Origin of the sequence: Sporosarcina sp. P17b (genome assembly GCF_002743115.1) — a bacterium.
In the GTDB taxonomy this organism is placed as follows: Bacteria; Bacillota; Bacilli; order Bacillales_A; family Planococcaceae; genus Sporosarcina; species Sporosarcina ureae_C.
Genome location: NZ_PDYP01000003.1, coordinates 339173 through 356714, shown reverse-complemented (window position 1 = coordinate 356714; position 17542 = coordinate 339173). Strand labels below are relative to the sequence as shown.

At 41.2% G+C, this 17542-nt stretch carries 14 protein-coding genes; 7 read left to right on the top strand and 7 right to left on the bottom strand.

Going from position 1 to position 17542, the window contains the following annotated elements:
• Nucleotides 1-250: 250 nt before the first annotated feature.
• From CSV76_RS05765 to dnaA, 7 genes are all read right to left on the bottom strand, one after another.
• Entirely contained in the window at nt 251-1363 is a 1113-nt protein-coding gene (locus tag CSV76_RS05765; RefSeq protein WP_143560346.1) for an HD-GYP domain-containing protein, read from the bottom strand.
• Between the two features lie 141 nt (nt 1364-1504).
• Nucleotides 1505-4039, bottom strand: coding sequence for a DNA gyrase subunit A (gene gyrA, locus CSV76_RS05760; protein WP_099624943.1), 2535 nt, complete (start codon nt 4037-4039; stop codon nt 1505-1507).
• A 65-nt stretch (nt 4040-4104) separates the two neighbouring features.
• Nucleotides 4105-6033, bottom strand: coding sequence for a DNA topoisomerase (ATP-hydrolyzing) subunit B (gyrB, locus tag CSV76_RS05755; RefSeq protein ID WP_085427704.1), 1929 nt, complete (start codon nt 6031-6033; stop codon nt 4105-4107).
• Nucleotides 6034-6075: 42 nt separating this feature from the next.
• Nucleotides 6076-7194 (bottom strand): DNA replication/repair protein RecF, encoded by a 1119-nt coding sequence (recF, locus tag CSV76_RS05750; RefSeq protein WP_085427703.1) that lies wholly within the window; start codon nt 7192-7194, stop codon nt 6076-6078.
• Nucleotides 7184-7423 carry a S4 domain-containing protein YaaA gene (gene yaaA / locus CSV76_RS05745; RefSeq protein WP_085427702.1) on the bottom strand — a complete coding sequence of 80 codons (240 nt, stop codon included), beginning with the start codon at nt 7421-7423 and terminating at the stop codon, nt 7184-7186. Before yaaA ends, recF begins: the two co-directional genes overlap by 11 nt.
• A 120-nt stretch (nt 7424-7543) precedes the next feature.
• Nucleotides 7544-8680: a DNA polymerase III subunit beta gene (gene dnaN, locus CSV76_RS05740; protein WP_085427701.1), complete on the bottom strand. Its 1137-nt coding sequence runs from the start codon at nt 8678-8680 to the stop codon at nt 7544-7546.
• Between the two features lie 171 nt (nt 8681-8851).
• Nucleotides 8852-10201 carry a chromosomal replication initiator protein DnaA gene (gene dnaA, locus CSV76_RS05735; RefSeq protein ID WP_085427700.1) on the bottom strand — a complete coding sequence of 450 codons (1350 nt, stop codon included), beginning with the start codon at nt 10199-10201 and terminating at the stop codon, nt 8852-8854.
• Between the two features lie 505 nt (nt 10202-10706).
• Here dnaA and rpmH point away from each other — a divergent pair.
• From rpmH to rsmG, 7 genes are all read left to right on the top strand, one after another.
• Nucleotides 10707-10841: a 50S ribosomal protein L34 gene (gene rpmH / locus CSV76_RS05730; RefSeq protein WP_029054388.1), complete on the top strand. Its 135-nt coding sequence runs from the start codon at nt 10707-10709 to the stop codon at nt 10839-10841.
• Between the two features lie 118 nt (nt 10842-10959).
• Nucleotides 10960-11298 carry a ribonuclease P protein component gene (gene rnpA / locus CSV76_RS05725; protein ID WP_085427699.1) on the top strand — a complete coding sequence of 113 codons (339 nt, stop codon included), beginning with the start codon at nt 10960-10962 and terminating at the stop codon, nt 11296-11298.
• A gap of 94 nt (nt 11299-11392) precedes the next feature.
• The gene (gene yidC / locus CSV76_RS05720; protein WP_199170428.1) at nt 11393-12169 is read left to right on the top strand and encodes a membrane protein insertase YidC; all 777 of its coding nucleotides are present in this window, start codon (nt 11393-11395) and stop codon (nt 12167-12169) included.
• Nucleotides 12166-12978 (top strand): RNA-binding cell elongation regulator Jag/EloR, encoded by an 813-nt coding sequence (gene jag / locus CSV76_RS05715; protein ID WP_085427698.1) that lies wholly within the window; start codon nt 12166-12168, stop codon nt 12976-12978. Before yidC ends, jag begins: the two co-directional genes overlap by 4 nt.
• Before the next feature lie 425 nt (nt 12979-13403).
• Nucleotides 13404-14789 (top strand): tRNA uridine-5-carboxymethylaminomethyl(34) synthesis GTPase MnmE, encoded by a 1386-nt coding sequence (gene mnmE / locus CSV76_RS05710; protein ID WP_085427697.1) that lies wholly within the window; start codon nt 13404-13406, stop codon nt 14787-14789.
• A 30-nt stretch (nt 14790-14819) separates the two neighbouring features.
• On the top strand, nt 14820-16709 hold the full coding sequence (gene mnmG / locus CSV76_RS05705) for a tRNA uridine-5-carboxymethylaminomethyl(34) synthesis enzyme MnmG (RefSeq protein WP_099624942.1): 1890 nt from the start codon (nt 14820-14822) through the stop codon (nt 16707-16709).
• A 51-nt stretch (nt 16710-16760) separates the two neighbouring features.
• Nucleotides 16761-17483 (top strand): 16S rRNA (guanine(527)-N(7))-methyltransferase RsmG, encoded by a 723-nt coding sequence (gene rsmG / locus CSV76_RS05700; protein ID WP_085427695.1) that lies wholly within the window; start codon nt 16761-16763, stop codon nt 17481-17483.
• The last annotated feature ends 59 nt before the right edge of the window (nt 17484-17542 follow it).

The window sequence follows — 17542 nt, the reverse complement described above, 5'->3', positions numbered from 1 at the left end:
GTCAACACTTTCACTTAAAATGTTTTTCTTTATTAAGTTTGATGTTTTCGCAACTGCTCAATGCGACGCTTATAAATATACCACCGTGTTTAAAGGAATGCAAGCTTTTTCACCATTCTTTTAAAAAAGAATGGTGAAACCGCGTACCTACAATGAAAGAAAGATACAAATCACTTATGCAATGGTGATTTAAAGACTTCATATTCTCTTTAGTTGTTTGTAGTTGTATCTTTATTTAGGGTTTGATGTATTAAAAGACCTTAACGATGGATATTTTTCTGTTAGATGATAAGTCAATATGGATGCCTGTATCTAAAATCTTCACTATAGGACGCAATGGGAAGTCTCGGTGTAAATAAATAACTTCGGCTATCTCATTGGTCGTTAGTTTTAATCTGGTTCCAATTGAAAGCTTATTGATCAGTTCGTGTAATACTTCAATTACCTTCATATCAAACTTGCCAAATTCCTCTTCCCTCATCAACTCAATTACTTTGAAAGAACTTTCCTTTTGTCTGTACGGTCTTTCCGACACCATCGCATGGTATACATCCGCCACTGAAAGTATTTGGGAGATTTCCGTAATCTCTTGTCCTTTCAGCCCTCTCGGATAACCACTGCCATCGAAACGCTCATGATGCTGGAGAATTGCTACTTTCATTTCCTGTCGTACTAATGAAGAGTCGTTAACCATTTGGAAACTGTGAATCACATGTTTCTTTACTTCATTCAATTCCTCGCCTGTTAGGAACGCGACTTTATCAATGATTTTCTCATCTACTTTAGCCATACCGCTATCCGCTAATACGCCAGCTATACCAATTTGTAGTACTTGTCCTCTTGGGTACCCCATAGCATCACTTATTAATGCTGCTAGAATCCCTACACTAATAGAATGATGTGCGCGATAGTTTTGCATGGAGGAAAACTCATTTAGTCTTCTAACGTATTCCTTTTTTTCCAAAAACGCTTGAATTACCGGTAAAACAATTGTTCGCACTGCCGCGACGTCTAGTTTCTTACCTGATCTATAATTAATAAATTCTTTTCTATATGATTCTACTGCCTCGTCATATAATGTTTCCAATGACCTCGACTTTGGAGGGGCACTTTGATTCATCAGCTTTTCAACTTCTGGTGTTATTTTTACTTCCGTTATTTGCTCTACAGGTCCTTGGTCTGTTTTACTAAGTGCCTTTGATTCAACCAAAACGCGGGTAATACCAAATGAATGAAGAATCTCGAAATGCTCTAGCATTAACTTCGTGTCTTTGACCATAATCGGGTTTTTCGTATTGACATACAGATCCTCTTTTAGAAAACTACCGGGCCTCAATTCACTTACCTCTTTGTAAATATCCAACGTTTTCACCTGATTTCTTGTTCGCTCTATCTATTATCATATAATATTCTCAATTATATGGATAGATGTCTGAGCAAATTTTCCTATTGAAAGCAAAAAAGTTATTGGAGAGGTTTAATTTACCTCTCCAATAACTTTTGCTTATTCTTCTGAATCTAGTTCAGTATCTATTTCCGTCTCTGGCAATACCTGTTCAGATGTTTCCACTTGATCGTCAAGCTCTTCCTCAATCTCTTCTTCGAGGTCATCGTCTTTTTCCACCTTTGCGACTGTTGCTACTCGTTCATCATCAGCCAAGCGAATAAGTCGTACCCCTTGTGTAGATCGACCAAATATAGAAATATCACCGATCGACATACGGATTAAAATCCCGTGAATCGTAATTAACATTAAATCTTCTTCTCCGTTAACCGACTTCATCGCGACAATACCGCCATTTCGATCTGTCATATGCATAGTTTTTAGTCCATAACCGCCACGTGATTGGGATCGGTACTCACTTTCAGGCGTACGTTTACCATACCCCTTCTCAGTAACTACAAGGATGTCGTCTCCAGCATCTACAATGTCCATGCCAATTACTTCATCCTCGAGACGCAATCTGATACCACGTACACCCGCGGCAGTTCTGCCGAGCGGACGGATAGTTTCTTCGTCAAAACGAATCATCATACCTTGTTTTGTACAGATCGCAATATCTGACGTTCCATCAGTAGATCTAACGGATATCAATTCATCTTCTTCACGCAATCCTAGTGCAATTAAGCCGTTCGCACGAATATTGGCATAGTCCATAATCGACGTTCGTTTAATAACACCTTGTTTTGTCGAGAAGAACAAGTAATGATCTTCAGTAAACTCATCAATTGGGATCATGGCCGTAACCTTTTCACCTTTTTGGAAGTCTAGCAAATTAATAATCGGCAAGCCTTTGGCAGTACGGCTGTATTCAGGAACTTCATAGCCTTTTTTACGGAATACACGGCCTCTGCTCGTAAACAGTAAAATCGTGTCATGCGTAGATGTATTTAACAAGTGCTCTACAAAGTCATCTTCATTCGTGCCCATACCTTGAATTCCACGACCGCCACGTTTCTGACTGCGATACGTATTGGCTGGTAGACGTTTAATATATCCTTGATGAGTTAATGTCACAATGGAGTTTTCCACGGGAATTAAATCCTCATCTTCAAGCATTTCAGAACCGCCAAGCATAATCTCTGTTCGACGTTCGTCAGAAAAACGCTCTTTAATTTCAGTCAATTCTTCACGGATAATTTCAATTAATTTTACTTCATCCGCCAAAATCGCACGCAATTCGGCAATAAGTGTCAGCAACTCCTGGTACTCAGACTCAATCTTATCTCTTTCCAATCCAGTTAGGCGTTGTAGACGCATATCGAGAATAGCTTGTGATTGACGATCGGATAACTCGAATGTCTCCATCAAGCTTGCCTTAGCTTCCCCTGTCGTCTTAGACGCACGGATCAATGCAATAATGCGGTCGATATGATCAAGAGCTATACGTAATCCTTCTAAGATATGCGCACGGTCTTCTGCTTTATTCAAATCAAATTGTGTACGGCGACGGATGACCACTTTCTGGTGTTCTAAGTAGTGGTATAGAATTTCTTTCAATGGCAACACTTTTGGTTGCTTGTCTACAAGTGCCAACATATTGATACCAAAACTAGTCTGCAAGGCAGTTTGTTTATACAGGTTATTCAATAAAACGTTAGCATTGGCATCGCGTCGTACTTCAATAACAATTCGCATTCCTGTGCGGTCAGATTCATCTGCCAAGTGCGTAATGCCTTCAATCTTCTTATCGCGCACAAGCTCCGCAATCTTTTCGATTAACTTTGCTTTGTTTACTTGGAATGGTATTTCATTGACGATAATTGTTTCACGACCGTTTGCAGCCGTTTCGATTTCTGCCTTTCCTCGGATAATTAGGGAACCACGGCCTGTTTCGTAAGCTCGACGAATTCCACTACGTCCAAGGATCATACCGCCCGTTGGGAAATCCGGTCCTGGAATGATTTCCATCAGTTCCTCAGTTGTAATCGCACTGTTCTCTGCCAAGGCGAGTACAGCATCGATCGTTTCCCCTAAGTGATGGGGAGGAATATTTGTCGCCATTCCTACCGCAATCCCAGATGTACCGTTTACTAGTAAGTTTGGATAACGGCCTGGTAAGACGGCAGGCTCTTTTTCCTGCTCGTCATAGTTTGCTTGGAAATCAACTGTATTTTTATTGAGATCGCGTAATAATTCCATTGCTATACGAGACATACGAGACTCCGTATAACGCATTGCAGCTGCACCGTCCCCATCCACAGATCCAAAGTTTCCGTGTCCGTCGACTAGCATGTAGCGATAACTGAAGTCTTGCGCCATCCGTACCATTGTGTCATATACTGCACTATCACCGTGTGGGTGATACTTACCAATAACGTCTCCTACAATACGTGCGGACTTTTTATGTGGCTTTTCCGCGGTAATGCCGAGATCATGCATAGCATACAAGATACGGCGATGTACGGGTTTCAAACCATCACGAACGTCTGGAAGCGCACGGGAAACAATAACACTCATCGCATAGTTCAGAAATGATGTTCTCATCTCTGTATTAATATTTATTTCCTGCACTCCGCCTTTTGGCAAATCTGCCATGTTGTCAAGCTCCTTTCACCACTTATATCTATAATTTTGATCGATGCTAATTCATTCACAATCAATCAAGTATCGATATTTTGTGCAAAAACTGCATTGTCTTCAATGAATTTTCTGCGTGGCTCTACTTCGTCACCCATTAGTTCTTCAAATGTTGCATTGGCTTCTATTGCATCGTCCATACGAACTTGCAAGAACGTACGCTTTTCAGGATCCATTGTTGTTTCCCATAGCTGTTCTGGATTCATCTCACCTAGACCTTTGTATCGTGTAATGTCTGGTTTCGGTGAAGCTGGCATTCTGCTCAAGATTTCTTGCAAAGCCTCTTCGTCATAACAATACTCTTCCTTTTTCCCTGCGCGCACACGGTAAAGCGGTGGCTGTGCAATGTACACATAGCCTGCCTCGATCAACGGACGCATGAAACGGAAGAAGAAGGTTAATAATAACGTCCGGATGTGGGCTCCATCCACGTCAGCATCTGTCATAATGACAAGCTTGTGGTAACGGGCTTTATCTAAGTTGAATTCAGGTCCGATTCCTGTACCGAGTGCCGTAATGATCATACGAATCTCTGCGTTCCCTAGGATACGGTCCAAACGTGCTTTTTCTACGTTGAGGATTTTCCCTCGTAATGGCAAGATCGCTTGGAAGTGACGGTCACGACCATTTTTTGCAGATCCTCCAGCTGAGTCACCCTCAACGATATACAATTCACTGATAGCTGGATCTCTTGAAGAACAATCTGAAAGTTTACCCGGCAAACTCGAGATTTCCAACGCCGATTTGCGACGAGTCAATTCACGAGCGTTTTTAGCGGCCATACGTGCTCTTGCTGCCATCGTACTCTTACCCACTACTTGACGCGCTACCACTGGATTTTCAATTAAGAAACGTTGCAGTGCTTCGGAAAATAGTGAATTCGTAATCGTGCTAACTTCTGAGTTACCTAATTTCGTTTTTGTTTGACCTTCGAATTGAGGATCAGGGTGCTTAATGGATACGATAGCCGTTAGTCCTTCACGCACATCATCCCCTGTCAGATTATCTTCTGACTCTTTCAATAAGCCGTTTTTACGTGCATAGTCGTTAATCACTCGAGTCAATGCAGTTTTGAAGCCTTGCTCGTGTGTACCGCCTTCATACGTATGGATGTTATTCGCAAATGACAATAGGTTTTCTCCGTAGCCACTGTTGTATTGCATAGCCACTTCAACAGTAATCCCATCACGTTCGCCTTCGGTATAAATTGGATCTTCAAAAATCGGTTCTTTATTTACGTTCAAATGCTGGACGTATGATTTGATTCCGCCTTCGTAGTGAAACAGTTCTGATACCGTTTCTTCACCGCGCTCATCCGCAATGGTAATGCGTAAGCCACGATTTAGATAGGCAAGTTCACGTAAACGTGTTGCCAATATGCTGTACTCATATTCCGTTGTTTCCGTAAAGATTTCAGAATCCGCCTTGAATCGAATTGTAGTACCGGTTTCATCCGATTCTCCAATGACTTCAAGTTCTTTTGAGACGGGTCCTCTAGAAAACTCAATTGCGTATAGTTTATTATCACGCTTAACATAGACTTCCGTCTTCTCTGACAAAGCATTGACAACTGAAGATCCTACGCCGTGTAGACCACCAGAAACTTTATATCCACCGCCGCCAAACTTACCACCAGCGTGTAATACAGTCATGATGACCTCAACTGCGGGTCTGCCTGTTGACTCTTGAATGCCTACTGGAATCCCGCGGCCATTATCAGCTACACGAATCCAGTTATCCTTTTCTATGGTTACTTCGATGTGATCACAGTACCCAGCGAGAGCTTCGTCAATACTGTTATCTACAATTTCCCATACAAGATGATGAAGTCCTTTTGCACTTGTAGTCCCAATATACATACCGGGACGTTTGCGGACAGCTTCAAGGCCTTCCAATACTTGTATCTGACCTGCATCATAATCGGTCTGTATGTCCTTATCTTCAATTGCCAAGGTGTTCACCTTTCCTTTCCAAACCTATCAAACCGTACTGACCTATTCTCTACGTGAGACAGATCCGTCATGCACTTCAAAAATAGCTGCTTCCTGAATCGTATTATGATCAATTCCTGCGATATTGGTTGTCGTCACAAATGTTTGTACTTGTCCTTGCATTGTACTTAATAAATGTGATTGTCGATAATCATCCAATTCCGATAACACATCATCTAGCAATAAAATCGGAGTTTCGCCCACTTCTTGCTTTACTAGCTCAATTTCCGCCAGCTTTAAAGAAAGAGCAGTCGTCCGTTGCTGCCCTTGTGAACCGTACGTTTGAATATCGTACCCATTGACAAAAAACTGCAAATCATCACGATGTGGACCTATCAGTGTAAGCCCTCGTTCTAATTCGCGTCTTCGTACACTCTGTAACTGATCAGCAAATATTGTTTCCATCTCTTTGGCAGTCTGCCCAGAATGGAGATCTTTTAAAGTCCCATATGAAACTTCTAGTGATTCAAGACCACGTGAAATCCCTTGATGAATGGGGTTTGCCCATTTTTGTAGCAATTCCATGAAATAAAAACGTTTTCGAATAATTTGAACTGCCACTTGAATATACTGTTCTGTGTAAATATCGAACATAACATCCTGGAGATCCAATTTACCTCGATTTGCTTTTAACAAGGCATTGCGTTGCTTTAATATCTTTTGGAAATTGACCAAGTCATGCAAATAGACTCTCGAAATCTGTCCAATTTCCATATCTAAAAAACGCCTGCGCAGCTGTGGGCTGCCTTTTACGATATTCAAATCTTCAGGCGCGAACATGACTACATTCATCTGGCCGACATACATACTCAAACGATTTTGTTCCAGATGATTAACTCTAGCTTTTTTTCCCTTTTTGGAAATCGTCAGCTCTAACGGCATATGTCCAAATTTACGTTGGACGTCCCCTTCTATTTTACCACACTCTTGTTCCCAACGTATAAGTTCGCGATCATTTGACGTGCGATGGGATTTTGCCATGGCTAATACGTAAATAGCCTCCATGACATTGGTTTTCCCTTGTGCATTTTCGCCGATCAAGACATTCATTGTGGGAGAGAATTCTAATTCCAAAGATTCGTAATTTCGATAGTTCGTTAATTTTAGCCGATCAATATGCATCCGACTGTCCAGATTCATCCAATGACAGTTTGAATTTTCCTGCACCCGGGATATTTACTACATCACCGTCATATAGTTTCTTACCGCGTCGTTGTTCTGGTTCGCCATTTACATAGACGACGTTTTCACCTAAAAACCATTTAGCCATTCCACCAGAGCTGATCACGTTCGTCATTTTTAGTAATTGTCCAAGCGTTATATATTCAGTATTAAACTGTACTGTTTCCATTTTTTTATCAATCCCTCTTAAAATATTCTGTCCCTCTAGTTTACCTAACTTTTCGCAATAAGTAAAAAGGTAGCCAACATGTTGACTACCCTTTTAAAAGATATTTTCTATAGTTACGGGTTAAAACGTTCTAACCGGTAAAATTAGTTGTAATATTGCTTCGCTATCAATTGATTTTAAGATGAACGGTCGCATGCTGCCAGTAAAATGAATCTTAAGATCCTGACCATCAATTGCCTTCAATGCATCCATCATATACTTTGCACTAAAGGAGATTTTCAAAGGTTCACCTTCGATATGCACAGCTTCTACCAATTCTTCTACATTTCCGACATCCGGAGAGTTTGAAGAGATTTGCACATGTGGACTACCGTCTGTTGAGAAGTGCACAATATTATTCCGATCTTCACGCGCTAACAAAGATGCACGGTCAATTGCTTGCAACAAATTACGACCATTAATTGTAATGGACGTTTTGTATTCAGTTGGAATCAGACGTGAGGTGTCGGGATAATTGCCCTCTAATAGTCTTGAATAGAACAAGACATTGTGCAACTTGAATAGTACTTGCTGATTGGCAATGAAGATTTCTACTGCAGTCGAGTCGTCGGGTAATATTTTGCTGAGCTCCTGAAGGCTTTTACCTGGAATGACTGCATTGAATGGTGAGCTCGCTTGAATTTCAGGTGTCACAATACGTCTAGCTAATCGGTGACTATCAGTTGCAATGCAATACAACTCTTGCTCTTTCATAATCCATTGAACGCCGGTTAGAACTGGACGCGTTTCTTGTTGAGATACAGCAAATACAGTCTCACGGATAAGCGATTTCATCAGGTCCGCTGGCATTTCAAAGCGTTCTGCATCTTTTACATCTGGCAGAATGGGATATTCGTCAGCACTTTGGGCAATAATATGGAATTCAGACTGACCAGAACGAATATGTGTTTTCATTCCATCACGTAATTCAATCATGACTTCATTAGTTGGGAGCTTACGAATAATCTCGTTGAATACTTTTGCTTGTAATACTAGTGTACCTGGTTGGATCGTTTGAATGATTTGTGTACCATCCTCTTCTACTGGAATGAAAGTGGATATCGTGATATCTGAATCACTTCCAGTCATCGTCAATCCCTTTTCAGTAATTTCTAATTTGATACCTGTCAAAATAGGTGTTGTCACTTTTGAACTGATCGCTTTGATAACATCACTCAATCCATCCAATAATCTATCTCTCATAATTTCAAACTGCATATCGATACCTCGCTTATATAATAATAATTAAGTAATTAAATATAGTAGTAATAGTAGTAGGGGCTGTGGATATGTGGAAAAGCCTTTTGAATGTATGAGAATCATAGTTTCCCACATGTGCATAACAAGTGGACGACCTTGCATTACTTGTCCACAGTTATCCACAACTCTTTAGGCTCTTCCTAAAACCTTTTTAATATCTTGTACATCTTGTTGTAGTGATTTGTCTATATCAAGTTGTTTCGAAATCTTTTCATGTGCGTGAATGACAGTGGAGTGATCCCGACCACCAAATTCCGAACCAATCTTCGGCAGTGATGAATCTGTTAGCTCTCTTGAAAGAAACATCGCAATTTGCCGTGGAAATGCAATAGCACGTGTTCGTTTCTTCGCTACAAAGTCTTCTAATCTAATATTAAAATGCTCACCGACGGCTTTTTGAATGTCTAGAATCGATATAATCCGCGGACGTGAGTTTGGAATAATATCCTTTAATGCTTCAGCAGCCAAATCTGTCGTGACATCTGCATTTACTAATGAGGAGTACGCAACGACGCGAATTAATGCACCCTCTAGTTCCCTAATATTTGTATCAATTTGATTGGCAATGTATAGCATGACATCGTTTGAAATGTCGACTAAACCATCTGCTTTAGCCTTTTTGCGTAAAATTGCAATTCTTGTTTCAAGATCAGGCGGTGCAATATCTGTAATCAGTCCCCATTCAAAGCGAGAACGTAAACGGTCTTCCAGTGTGGGTATCTCTTTTGGAGGTCGATCACTGGAAATGATAATTTGCTTTGATTCTTCATGCAGCGTATTGAATGTATGGAAGAATTCTTCTTGCGTTTGTTCTTTTCCTGCCAAGAATTGAATATCATCAATTAATAGCACATCTACGCTACGGTATCGGTCCCTAAAATCACCGGCTTTATTATCACGTATGGAGTTAATAAACTCATTCGTAAACTTTTCAGATGATAAATAAACTACCTTTAGCGCGGGATTTTGTTCCAGTACATAATGACCAATTGCATGCATTAAGTGCGTTTTTCCTAATCCAACGCCTCCATAGATAAAGAGTGGATTATAGGCTTTTGCGGGTGCTTCTGCAACTGCAAGTGATGCAGCATGAGCAAAGCGGTTTCCTGACCCAATGACGAATGTATCAAATGTATACTTTGGATTTAACATGCCAGCTGAATTGGCCATAGGCGCTCTTTCTACTGGTTTAGGCTCTGGCTTTGGTAATTTAATATCGTTCTCCGCCATGTCTTGCGGAACGATAAACTCAACAATTCGATCTTCACCCGTTAGTTCGGATAGAATCCCTGTTATTAGATGGACGTAATGTGTTTCAAGCCAGTCCTTAGCGAATGAGTTTGGAACAGAAATAGTTGCATGTTCTGCTTCATACGTTAGTAATTTTGTTGATTTCAACCACGTCTCAAAACTAGGCTTCGAAACTCTAGCTTCAATATTCTTCAATACTTGTTCCCATAAACTCGATAGATTTTCCAAACGTGTGCCTCCTTTACAATAAAATATTAAAAAGCCCTGAATGCGCTTATACACAGTATCCATGGCTGTGGATAAATATTATCGAAACATGTTGAAAAAACTATCCACACTGTATTCACATATGTGGATAAGATTTTAGCTATAAATTATATACACAACAAAAGCTTTCTAATTGTAACAGGGAAAATGAATATTGACAAGGAGTCTGATGATTTATGCACAACTCCGTTAACTGTGCATAAAGTGGTTATCCACAGGCTTGGATATGTGAAAAACTTGTCGACAATTGCCGGTATAAGAAATCCACAATTTTAATCCATTAACAATTCATCCAGAGCGGCGTCATGGAGTATTGTGGATAAGTCTATATGGCAATTAAAAGTATTGCGTGCGGATCCTAAACTAAGGAATAGAAAAACATTGACATTCTTTTACTGGGTGGCTATACTATTCAAGACTGTCATAGTAGGAAAAGAGACAATCAAAGCAGGAGGTGTCTTACGAAATGAAACGTACATTCCAACCAAATAAACGTAAACGCGCTAAAGTTCACGGCTTCCGCCAAAGAATGAGTTCGAAAAACGGACGTAGAATTCTAGCAGCTCGTCGTCGTAAAGGAAGAAAAGTTCTTTCAGCATAAGGCCACTGACATCAGTGGTCTTTTTTTTAGCTATTGGACTATTTCTTAGTGACTGCCAAGTCTCTACCATTAGAGGATCAGCAGACTGTGGCGGAAGAAAATTAAAGCAGGTGCCAATATGAAAAAAAGCCAGAGAATTAAAAAAAATAAAGAATTTCAGACAGTATTTAAAAAAGGTAAGTCCTTTGCTAACCGACAGTTTATTGTCTATACCTATAAGAAGGAAGACCAGGAAGAGTTCAGAATCGGCTTATCTGTCAGTAAAAAGGTAGGGAATGCCGTCACACGAAATCGGATTAAACGATACATCCGACAATCGTTCCTGGAAATGAAAGATGAGGTCAAACCTGATCTGGATTATGTTATTATCGCGAGAAATCAAGCCGCTACGCTTGATTTCCATACGGCCAAGAAAAATCTGCGACATGTACTAAAAATCGCAAAGGTATTTAAGTAAAGTTAAAGTCTCATTAAGATGTAGAACGATTAAAGCCGTCATGTTACACTGAAAAAAACTTAATAAATGATCTTGCGACTGTTTGGGGGAAAAAATGTTGAAAAAGAAATTAGTGTTCCTTTCACTACTTGTTGTAGTCGCTGTCTTCATGGCAGGTTGTACCGAATTCAAGGAGCCGATCACGGCCGAAAGCACAGGTATCTGGAACGAATATATCGTGTGGCCACTCGTCACATTGATTATGAAATTCAAATCGTGGTTAGGTACATATGGACTGGCAATTATCGTCGTTACAGCAATCATTCGTACCGCATTGCTTCCATTGATCATTCAACAAACGAAAAGTTCGAAGCGCATGCAGGAAATCCAGCCGCAACTGAAAGCGTTGAAAGAGAAATATAAATCCAAAGACGCGGTGACCCAGAAGAAGTATCAAGAAGAAATGCAACAGATCATGATTAACGAGAAAATCAATCCAGTTGCAGGATGTCTACCGGTTATCATTCAGATGCCAATATTTATTGGTTTCTATCACGCGATCAGCCGGATGAATGCGACGCCGACAATTGAACTGGGTAACTTCTTTGGAGTTGCACTTGGTTCACCAAGTATTTTATTTGCTGTCATTGCTGGGTTGTTCCAATTGACCGTTCTACGTACAGGGCCTGCAATGGATAACCCACAAATGAAGATGATGATGTATATTATGCCATTTATGATCATGGTATTCGGTTCATTCTTACCAGCAGCACTTGCTTTATACTGGATTGTCGGAAATATCATTTCATTGCTCCAAAACATTTTCATCTATAAGCCGTTCGATAAGCCGAAAAACGTCGAAGTAGAGAAAGCGGGAGGGAAAAAGAAATGAAACAACTTACACAAAGGGCAGCAACAGTTGAGCTAGCAATTGAATCAGCGTTACAAGACCTGGGTGTAACAAGAGATGAAGTAGAGGTACAGGTAGTGGAAAAGGGTAGAAAAGGATTTCTTGGTTTTGGCTCAAAACAAGCCGAAGTGCATGTAACTGTATTGAAGAAATCAAAGCCTGACCCTAAACCTGTAGTCACTCCGGTCACTGAACCGGCACAGACGCTAACGGATGACAGTAAAGAGCCATCACCTGTGACTGAGGCTCAAGAAGTTGTTCAACAGCCTGAGGTCAAAGCAGAGCCTGTGATGGATGAAGAAGCCAAACCAGCACAAGAAACTAAGACTTATAATGAAAAAGAAGCAATTGAAGAAACTAAGCGATACATCGAAGAGATGGCTGAAGGAATGGGTATTGAAGATTTAGTCATCACATATCAAACAAAAGGGAAGTACATTAACTTCCAGCTAGAGAGTGAAAAGGCAGCGTTCTTAATAGGCAAAAGAGGGCAAACGCTTAATGCAATCCAGCAATTAGCGCAGCTCGTCGCCAATAAAGTAACGAAGCAATTCAAGATTGTAAGAATTGATGTAGCGGATTACCGTGAGCGCCGTGAGCAGTCACTAGAACAGCTGGCGGATCGCATGGCAGACCGCGCAGTGCGCACTAAACGTCAAGTGGCACTGGAGCCAATGCCGTCCTACGAGAGAAAGGTCATCCATAACGCATTATCACTTAGACTCGATATCGAGACATTCTCTGAAGGAAAAGATCCATACCGACACATCGTCATCAAAGGAATCGAATAAAACGAACCCCGTGGAAGCTTCTACGGGGTTTTTTAGTGCGTATAAGTAGAGAATGACCTTTTGTGCGCTAGGAACTTTCACTTCTAGCCGGCGATCGTGTCCTGTCTGGAGCGTAAATTCCCTTCTCAATACACATGTAAGTCACTCAAATACTCTTTAGATTTCTTGCATACTTTCTTGCTCCTATATTATCTTTTCAGAAAGTTTCTACATGAGAAATCTTGAAACGACAGTGTTCTTTGTCGACTGCTAGCACATGATAAATTAACATGACGCTTGGTTCAAAATTCCTGAATTTATCCACACTTTTTTAAATTCGCGTGCTAGGAGATTCCGACGATTTATGATAATATAGGTTGTTAGAAAGTAGTATTCGCTATAAAAGATATGCACATGTGCACAACGAAGCCAGGAAGGTGAAAAACTTGCATTTTGATACGATAGCCGCCATTTCCACTCCCATGGGAGAAGGAGCGATTGCCATCGTTCGTCTGAGCGGCGATGACGCATGGAAGATTGCAGACCGTATATTCCAGTCACCAGCGGCGAAACCACTCTGCGAACAACCATCGCACACAATTCATTATGGACATTTGCACGATCCCGCCACTGAAGAATTAGTGGAGGAAGTCATGGTGTCGATCATGAAAGCACCAAAGACCTTCACGCGCGAAGACATTGTGGAGATCAACTGTCACGGAGGCATCACTTCAGTCAATAGAGTACTCCAATTGGTATTGACAGAGGGGGCTAGATTAGCAGAACCCGGCGAGTTTACTAAACGAGCATTTCTTAATGGCCGGATTGATTTATCCCAGGCCGAAGCAGTTATGGATTTGATCAGGGCCAAAACAGATAAAGCCATGAACGTTGCACTGAATCAGATGGAGGGGAAACTATCCCACTTGATCGGCGAATTGCGACAGGCATTACTCGAAACACTTGCACAAGTGGAAGTTAATATAGATTATCCGGAATACGATGATGTTGAAGAAGTGACAATTCCTTTGATGATTGAAAAAGGAACGTGGGTAATGAATGAGATTGATGAGTTATTGCGTACATCATCACAAGGGAAGATCTTGCGTGAAGGATTATCTACTGTAATTGTAGGACGTCCAAACGTTGGAAAATCATCGTTACTTAACAGCTTAGTGCAGGAAAACAAAGCGATTGTTACGGATGTTGCGGGCACTACCCGTGATATTATAGAAGAGTATGTCAATGTTCGTGGAGTTCCTTTGCGTCTTGTCGATACTGCAGGAATCCGGGAGACAGAGGATATTGTCGAGCGGATTGGTGTGGAACGTTCCAGGAAGGTACTGAAAGAGGCGGATCTCATTTTATTGATGGTGAATAGTTCTGAAGTGTTAACAGATGAAGATGAGCGATTATTTGAAGCTGTTGCCGGTATGGACATGCTCGTAATCGTCAATAAAACAGACTTGCCAGCAAAAATTGATCTGGATCGAGTCTATGAATTGGCAGGAAGAGACCGCGTGATTACTACTTCCATTCTGCAAGAGCAAGGTATTGATGAGTTGGAAGAAGCGATTGCTGCACTGTTCTTTGAAGGTTCATTGGAATCTAATGACTTAACGTATGTATCCAATGCCCGCCACATTTCGTTACTAAAGCAGGCGCGTAATACGATTGACGATGCAGTACAAGCAGCACAAGCAGGAGTTCCTATTGATATGATTCAAATAGACGTTACACGCACGTGGGAAATTCTCGGTGAAATCATCGGAGATACCGTTCAAGATAGTTTAATTAAAGAGTTGTTCTCAAAGTTCTGCCTCGGAAAATAATGATTTTATAAATGGGAAGGATGAACGAACATGCCACAATTTGAAGCAGGCACGTTCGATTGTATCGTCATTGGTGCTGGACACGCAGGCGCAGAAGCAGCCTACGCATCAGCCAAGATGGGCGCATCGACATTAGTTTTAACAATGAATTTAGACATGATTGCTTTCATGCCATGTAATCCCTCTTTGGGAGGGCCTGCAAAAGGGATTGTAGTGCGTGAAATAGACGCACTTGGCGGTGTGATGGCAAAAGTCATAGATAAGACGCATATTCAAATGCGTTTATTGAACACAGGGAAAGGTCCAGCAGTGCGTGCTTTACGTGCACAAGCAGACAAAGTATTGTATCAGCAAGAAATGAAGCGCATTCTGGAAGAGGAACCGAATATGACACTTCGCCAAGCAGTCGTCGAGCGATTAATCGTAGAAGATGATGAAATAAAAGGCGTTGTGACACAGATTGGCGCAATATTCCGTGCGAAGACCGTTATTATTACAACGGGTACATTTTTACGCGGGGAAGTCATCATCGGAGATCTCAAATACTCCAGTGGGCCGAATAACCAAATGCCGTCAATCAAACTGGCTGAACATTTACAGGAGCTTGGTTTGCAGACGGTTCGATTTAAAACGGGTACACCACCACGTATCAACAGCAATACAATTGATTACAGCAAGACAGAAATTCAGCCAGGAGACGATGTACCGCGTTCATTCAGCTATGAAACAACGGAATACATCATGGATCAATTGCCATGTTGGTTGACGTATACGACTCCTGAAACGCATGAAATTATCAATGATAATCTTCACTTATCCCCGATGTATTCGGGCGTAATTAAAGGAAAAGGACCAAGCTATTGTCCATCCATTGAAGATAAGATTGTGCGTTTTGCGGACAAGTCACGTCATCAGATTTTCCTCGAACCTGAAGGTCGTAATACTAGGGAAGTATATGTACAAGGATTGTCAACAAGTCTTCCCGAGCATATACAACATCGCTTGATCGCAAGTGTACCAGGACTTGAAAAGGCTGAAATGATGCGTGCAGGTTATGCAATTGAGTACGATTCCGTCATTGCTACACAATTATGGCCGACGCTAGAAACGAAAAAGATTAAAAACTTGTACACAGCTGGCCAAATCAACGGAACATCCGGATATGAGGAAGCTGCAGCACAAGGACTGATGGCGGGAATCAATGCAGCATGCAACGTACTTGGCAAGGAAGAAGTTGTGCTGGGTCGAAGTGATGCATACATTGGCGTACTCATCGACGACCTTGTCACTAAAGGTACAAGCGAACCGTATCGTCTATTGACGTCAAGGGCTGAATATCGTCTATTATTACGACATGACAATGCCGATATGCGTTTGACGGAGATAGGTTATCAAAATGGAATGATTAGTGAAGAGCGCCATACGAAGTTTTTGGCGAAGAAAGCACAAATCGATGCGGAGATTGAACATTTACGCAAGATATCAATTAAACCGACAGACGAAGTTCAAGCAATTATCGCTGAAGCAGGTGGAGCAGCACTTCGTGAACCAATGAAGGCAGCTGATTTATTAAAGCGACCTGAAATGAAGTACAGCGAATTATGCAAAGTGGTTCCGCCTCTTGAAGAAATTAGCGATGAAGTGGCAGAGCAAGTTGAGATCTTCATTAAGTATGAAGGGTACATTGAGAAGTCTATGCAACAAGTAGCAAGAATGAAGAAGATGGAGAATAAGCGGATTCCTGAAAATATTGATTATGATGCAATTTCAGGTATTGCCAAAGAAGCAAAGGCCAATCTTAAAGAAGTCCAGCCGTTGTCGATAGCACAGGCATCACGTATTTCGGGTGTCAATCCAGCAGATATCTCGATCTTACTTGTCTATATTGAACAAGGAAAGATTGCGAAAGTATCCGGGTGAGTATAGGACTGGCGCTTAGGTGCGTCAGTCTTCTTGAAAAGGAATGAGAACATGACGGAAGAACAGTTTTACGAAGCGCTACAAGAGAAAGGCTTTGAATTGTCCGATACGCAGAAACAACAGTTCAAACGTTACTTTGAAGTACTCGTTGAGTGGAATGAAAAGATGAACCTAACGGCTATTACGGATGCACCTTCTGTATATCTAAAACATTTTTATGATTCCATCACAAGTGCATTTTACGTAGACTTCACGAAGTATGAATCAATTTGTGATGTAGGAGCGGGCGCAGGTTTTCCGAGTATCCCGTTAAAGATTATCTATCCACATCTTCACGTAACGATTGTAGATTCCTTGAACAAACGTATTACATTTTTAAACCATTTAGCTAGTGAATTAAAGCTTGAAAAAGTGGCATTCGTCCATGCAAGAGCAGAGGAGTTCGGTCGTAATCCGAAGTATCGTGAACAGTTTGATGTAGTGACTGCGCGCGCAGTAGCACGTTTGTCGGTATTGTCGGAACTCTGTATTCCACTTGCCAAACAGGGGGGGCTCTTTGTTTCCATGAAAGGTGCAGACGCCTCCAACGAAATGGCAGATGCTACACGTGCTGTAAAACTACTAGGGGCAGTTTTACAGAATGAACATGCATTCCTTTTACCGGAAGAAAATAGTGAACGCCATATTTTTGTCTTTGAAAAGAAGAAGCAGACACCGAAGAAATACCCAAGAAAACCAGGTGTGCCTAATAAAACACCGATTACAGCAGACTGATTTAGGGGAATGTTTCACGTGAAACAATTGTATAGAAGAGATAAGAGGGAATAGTTCCG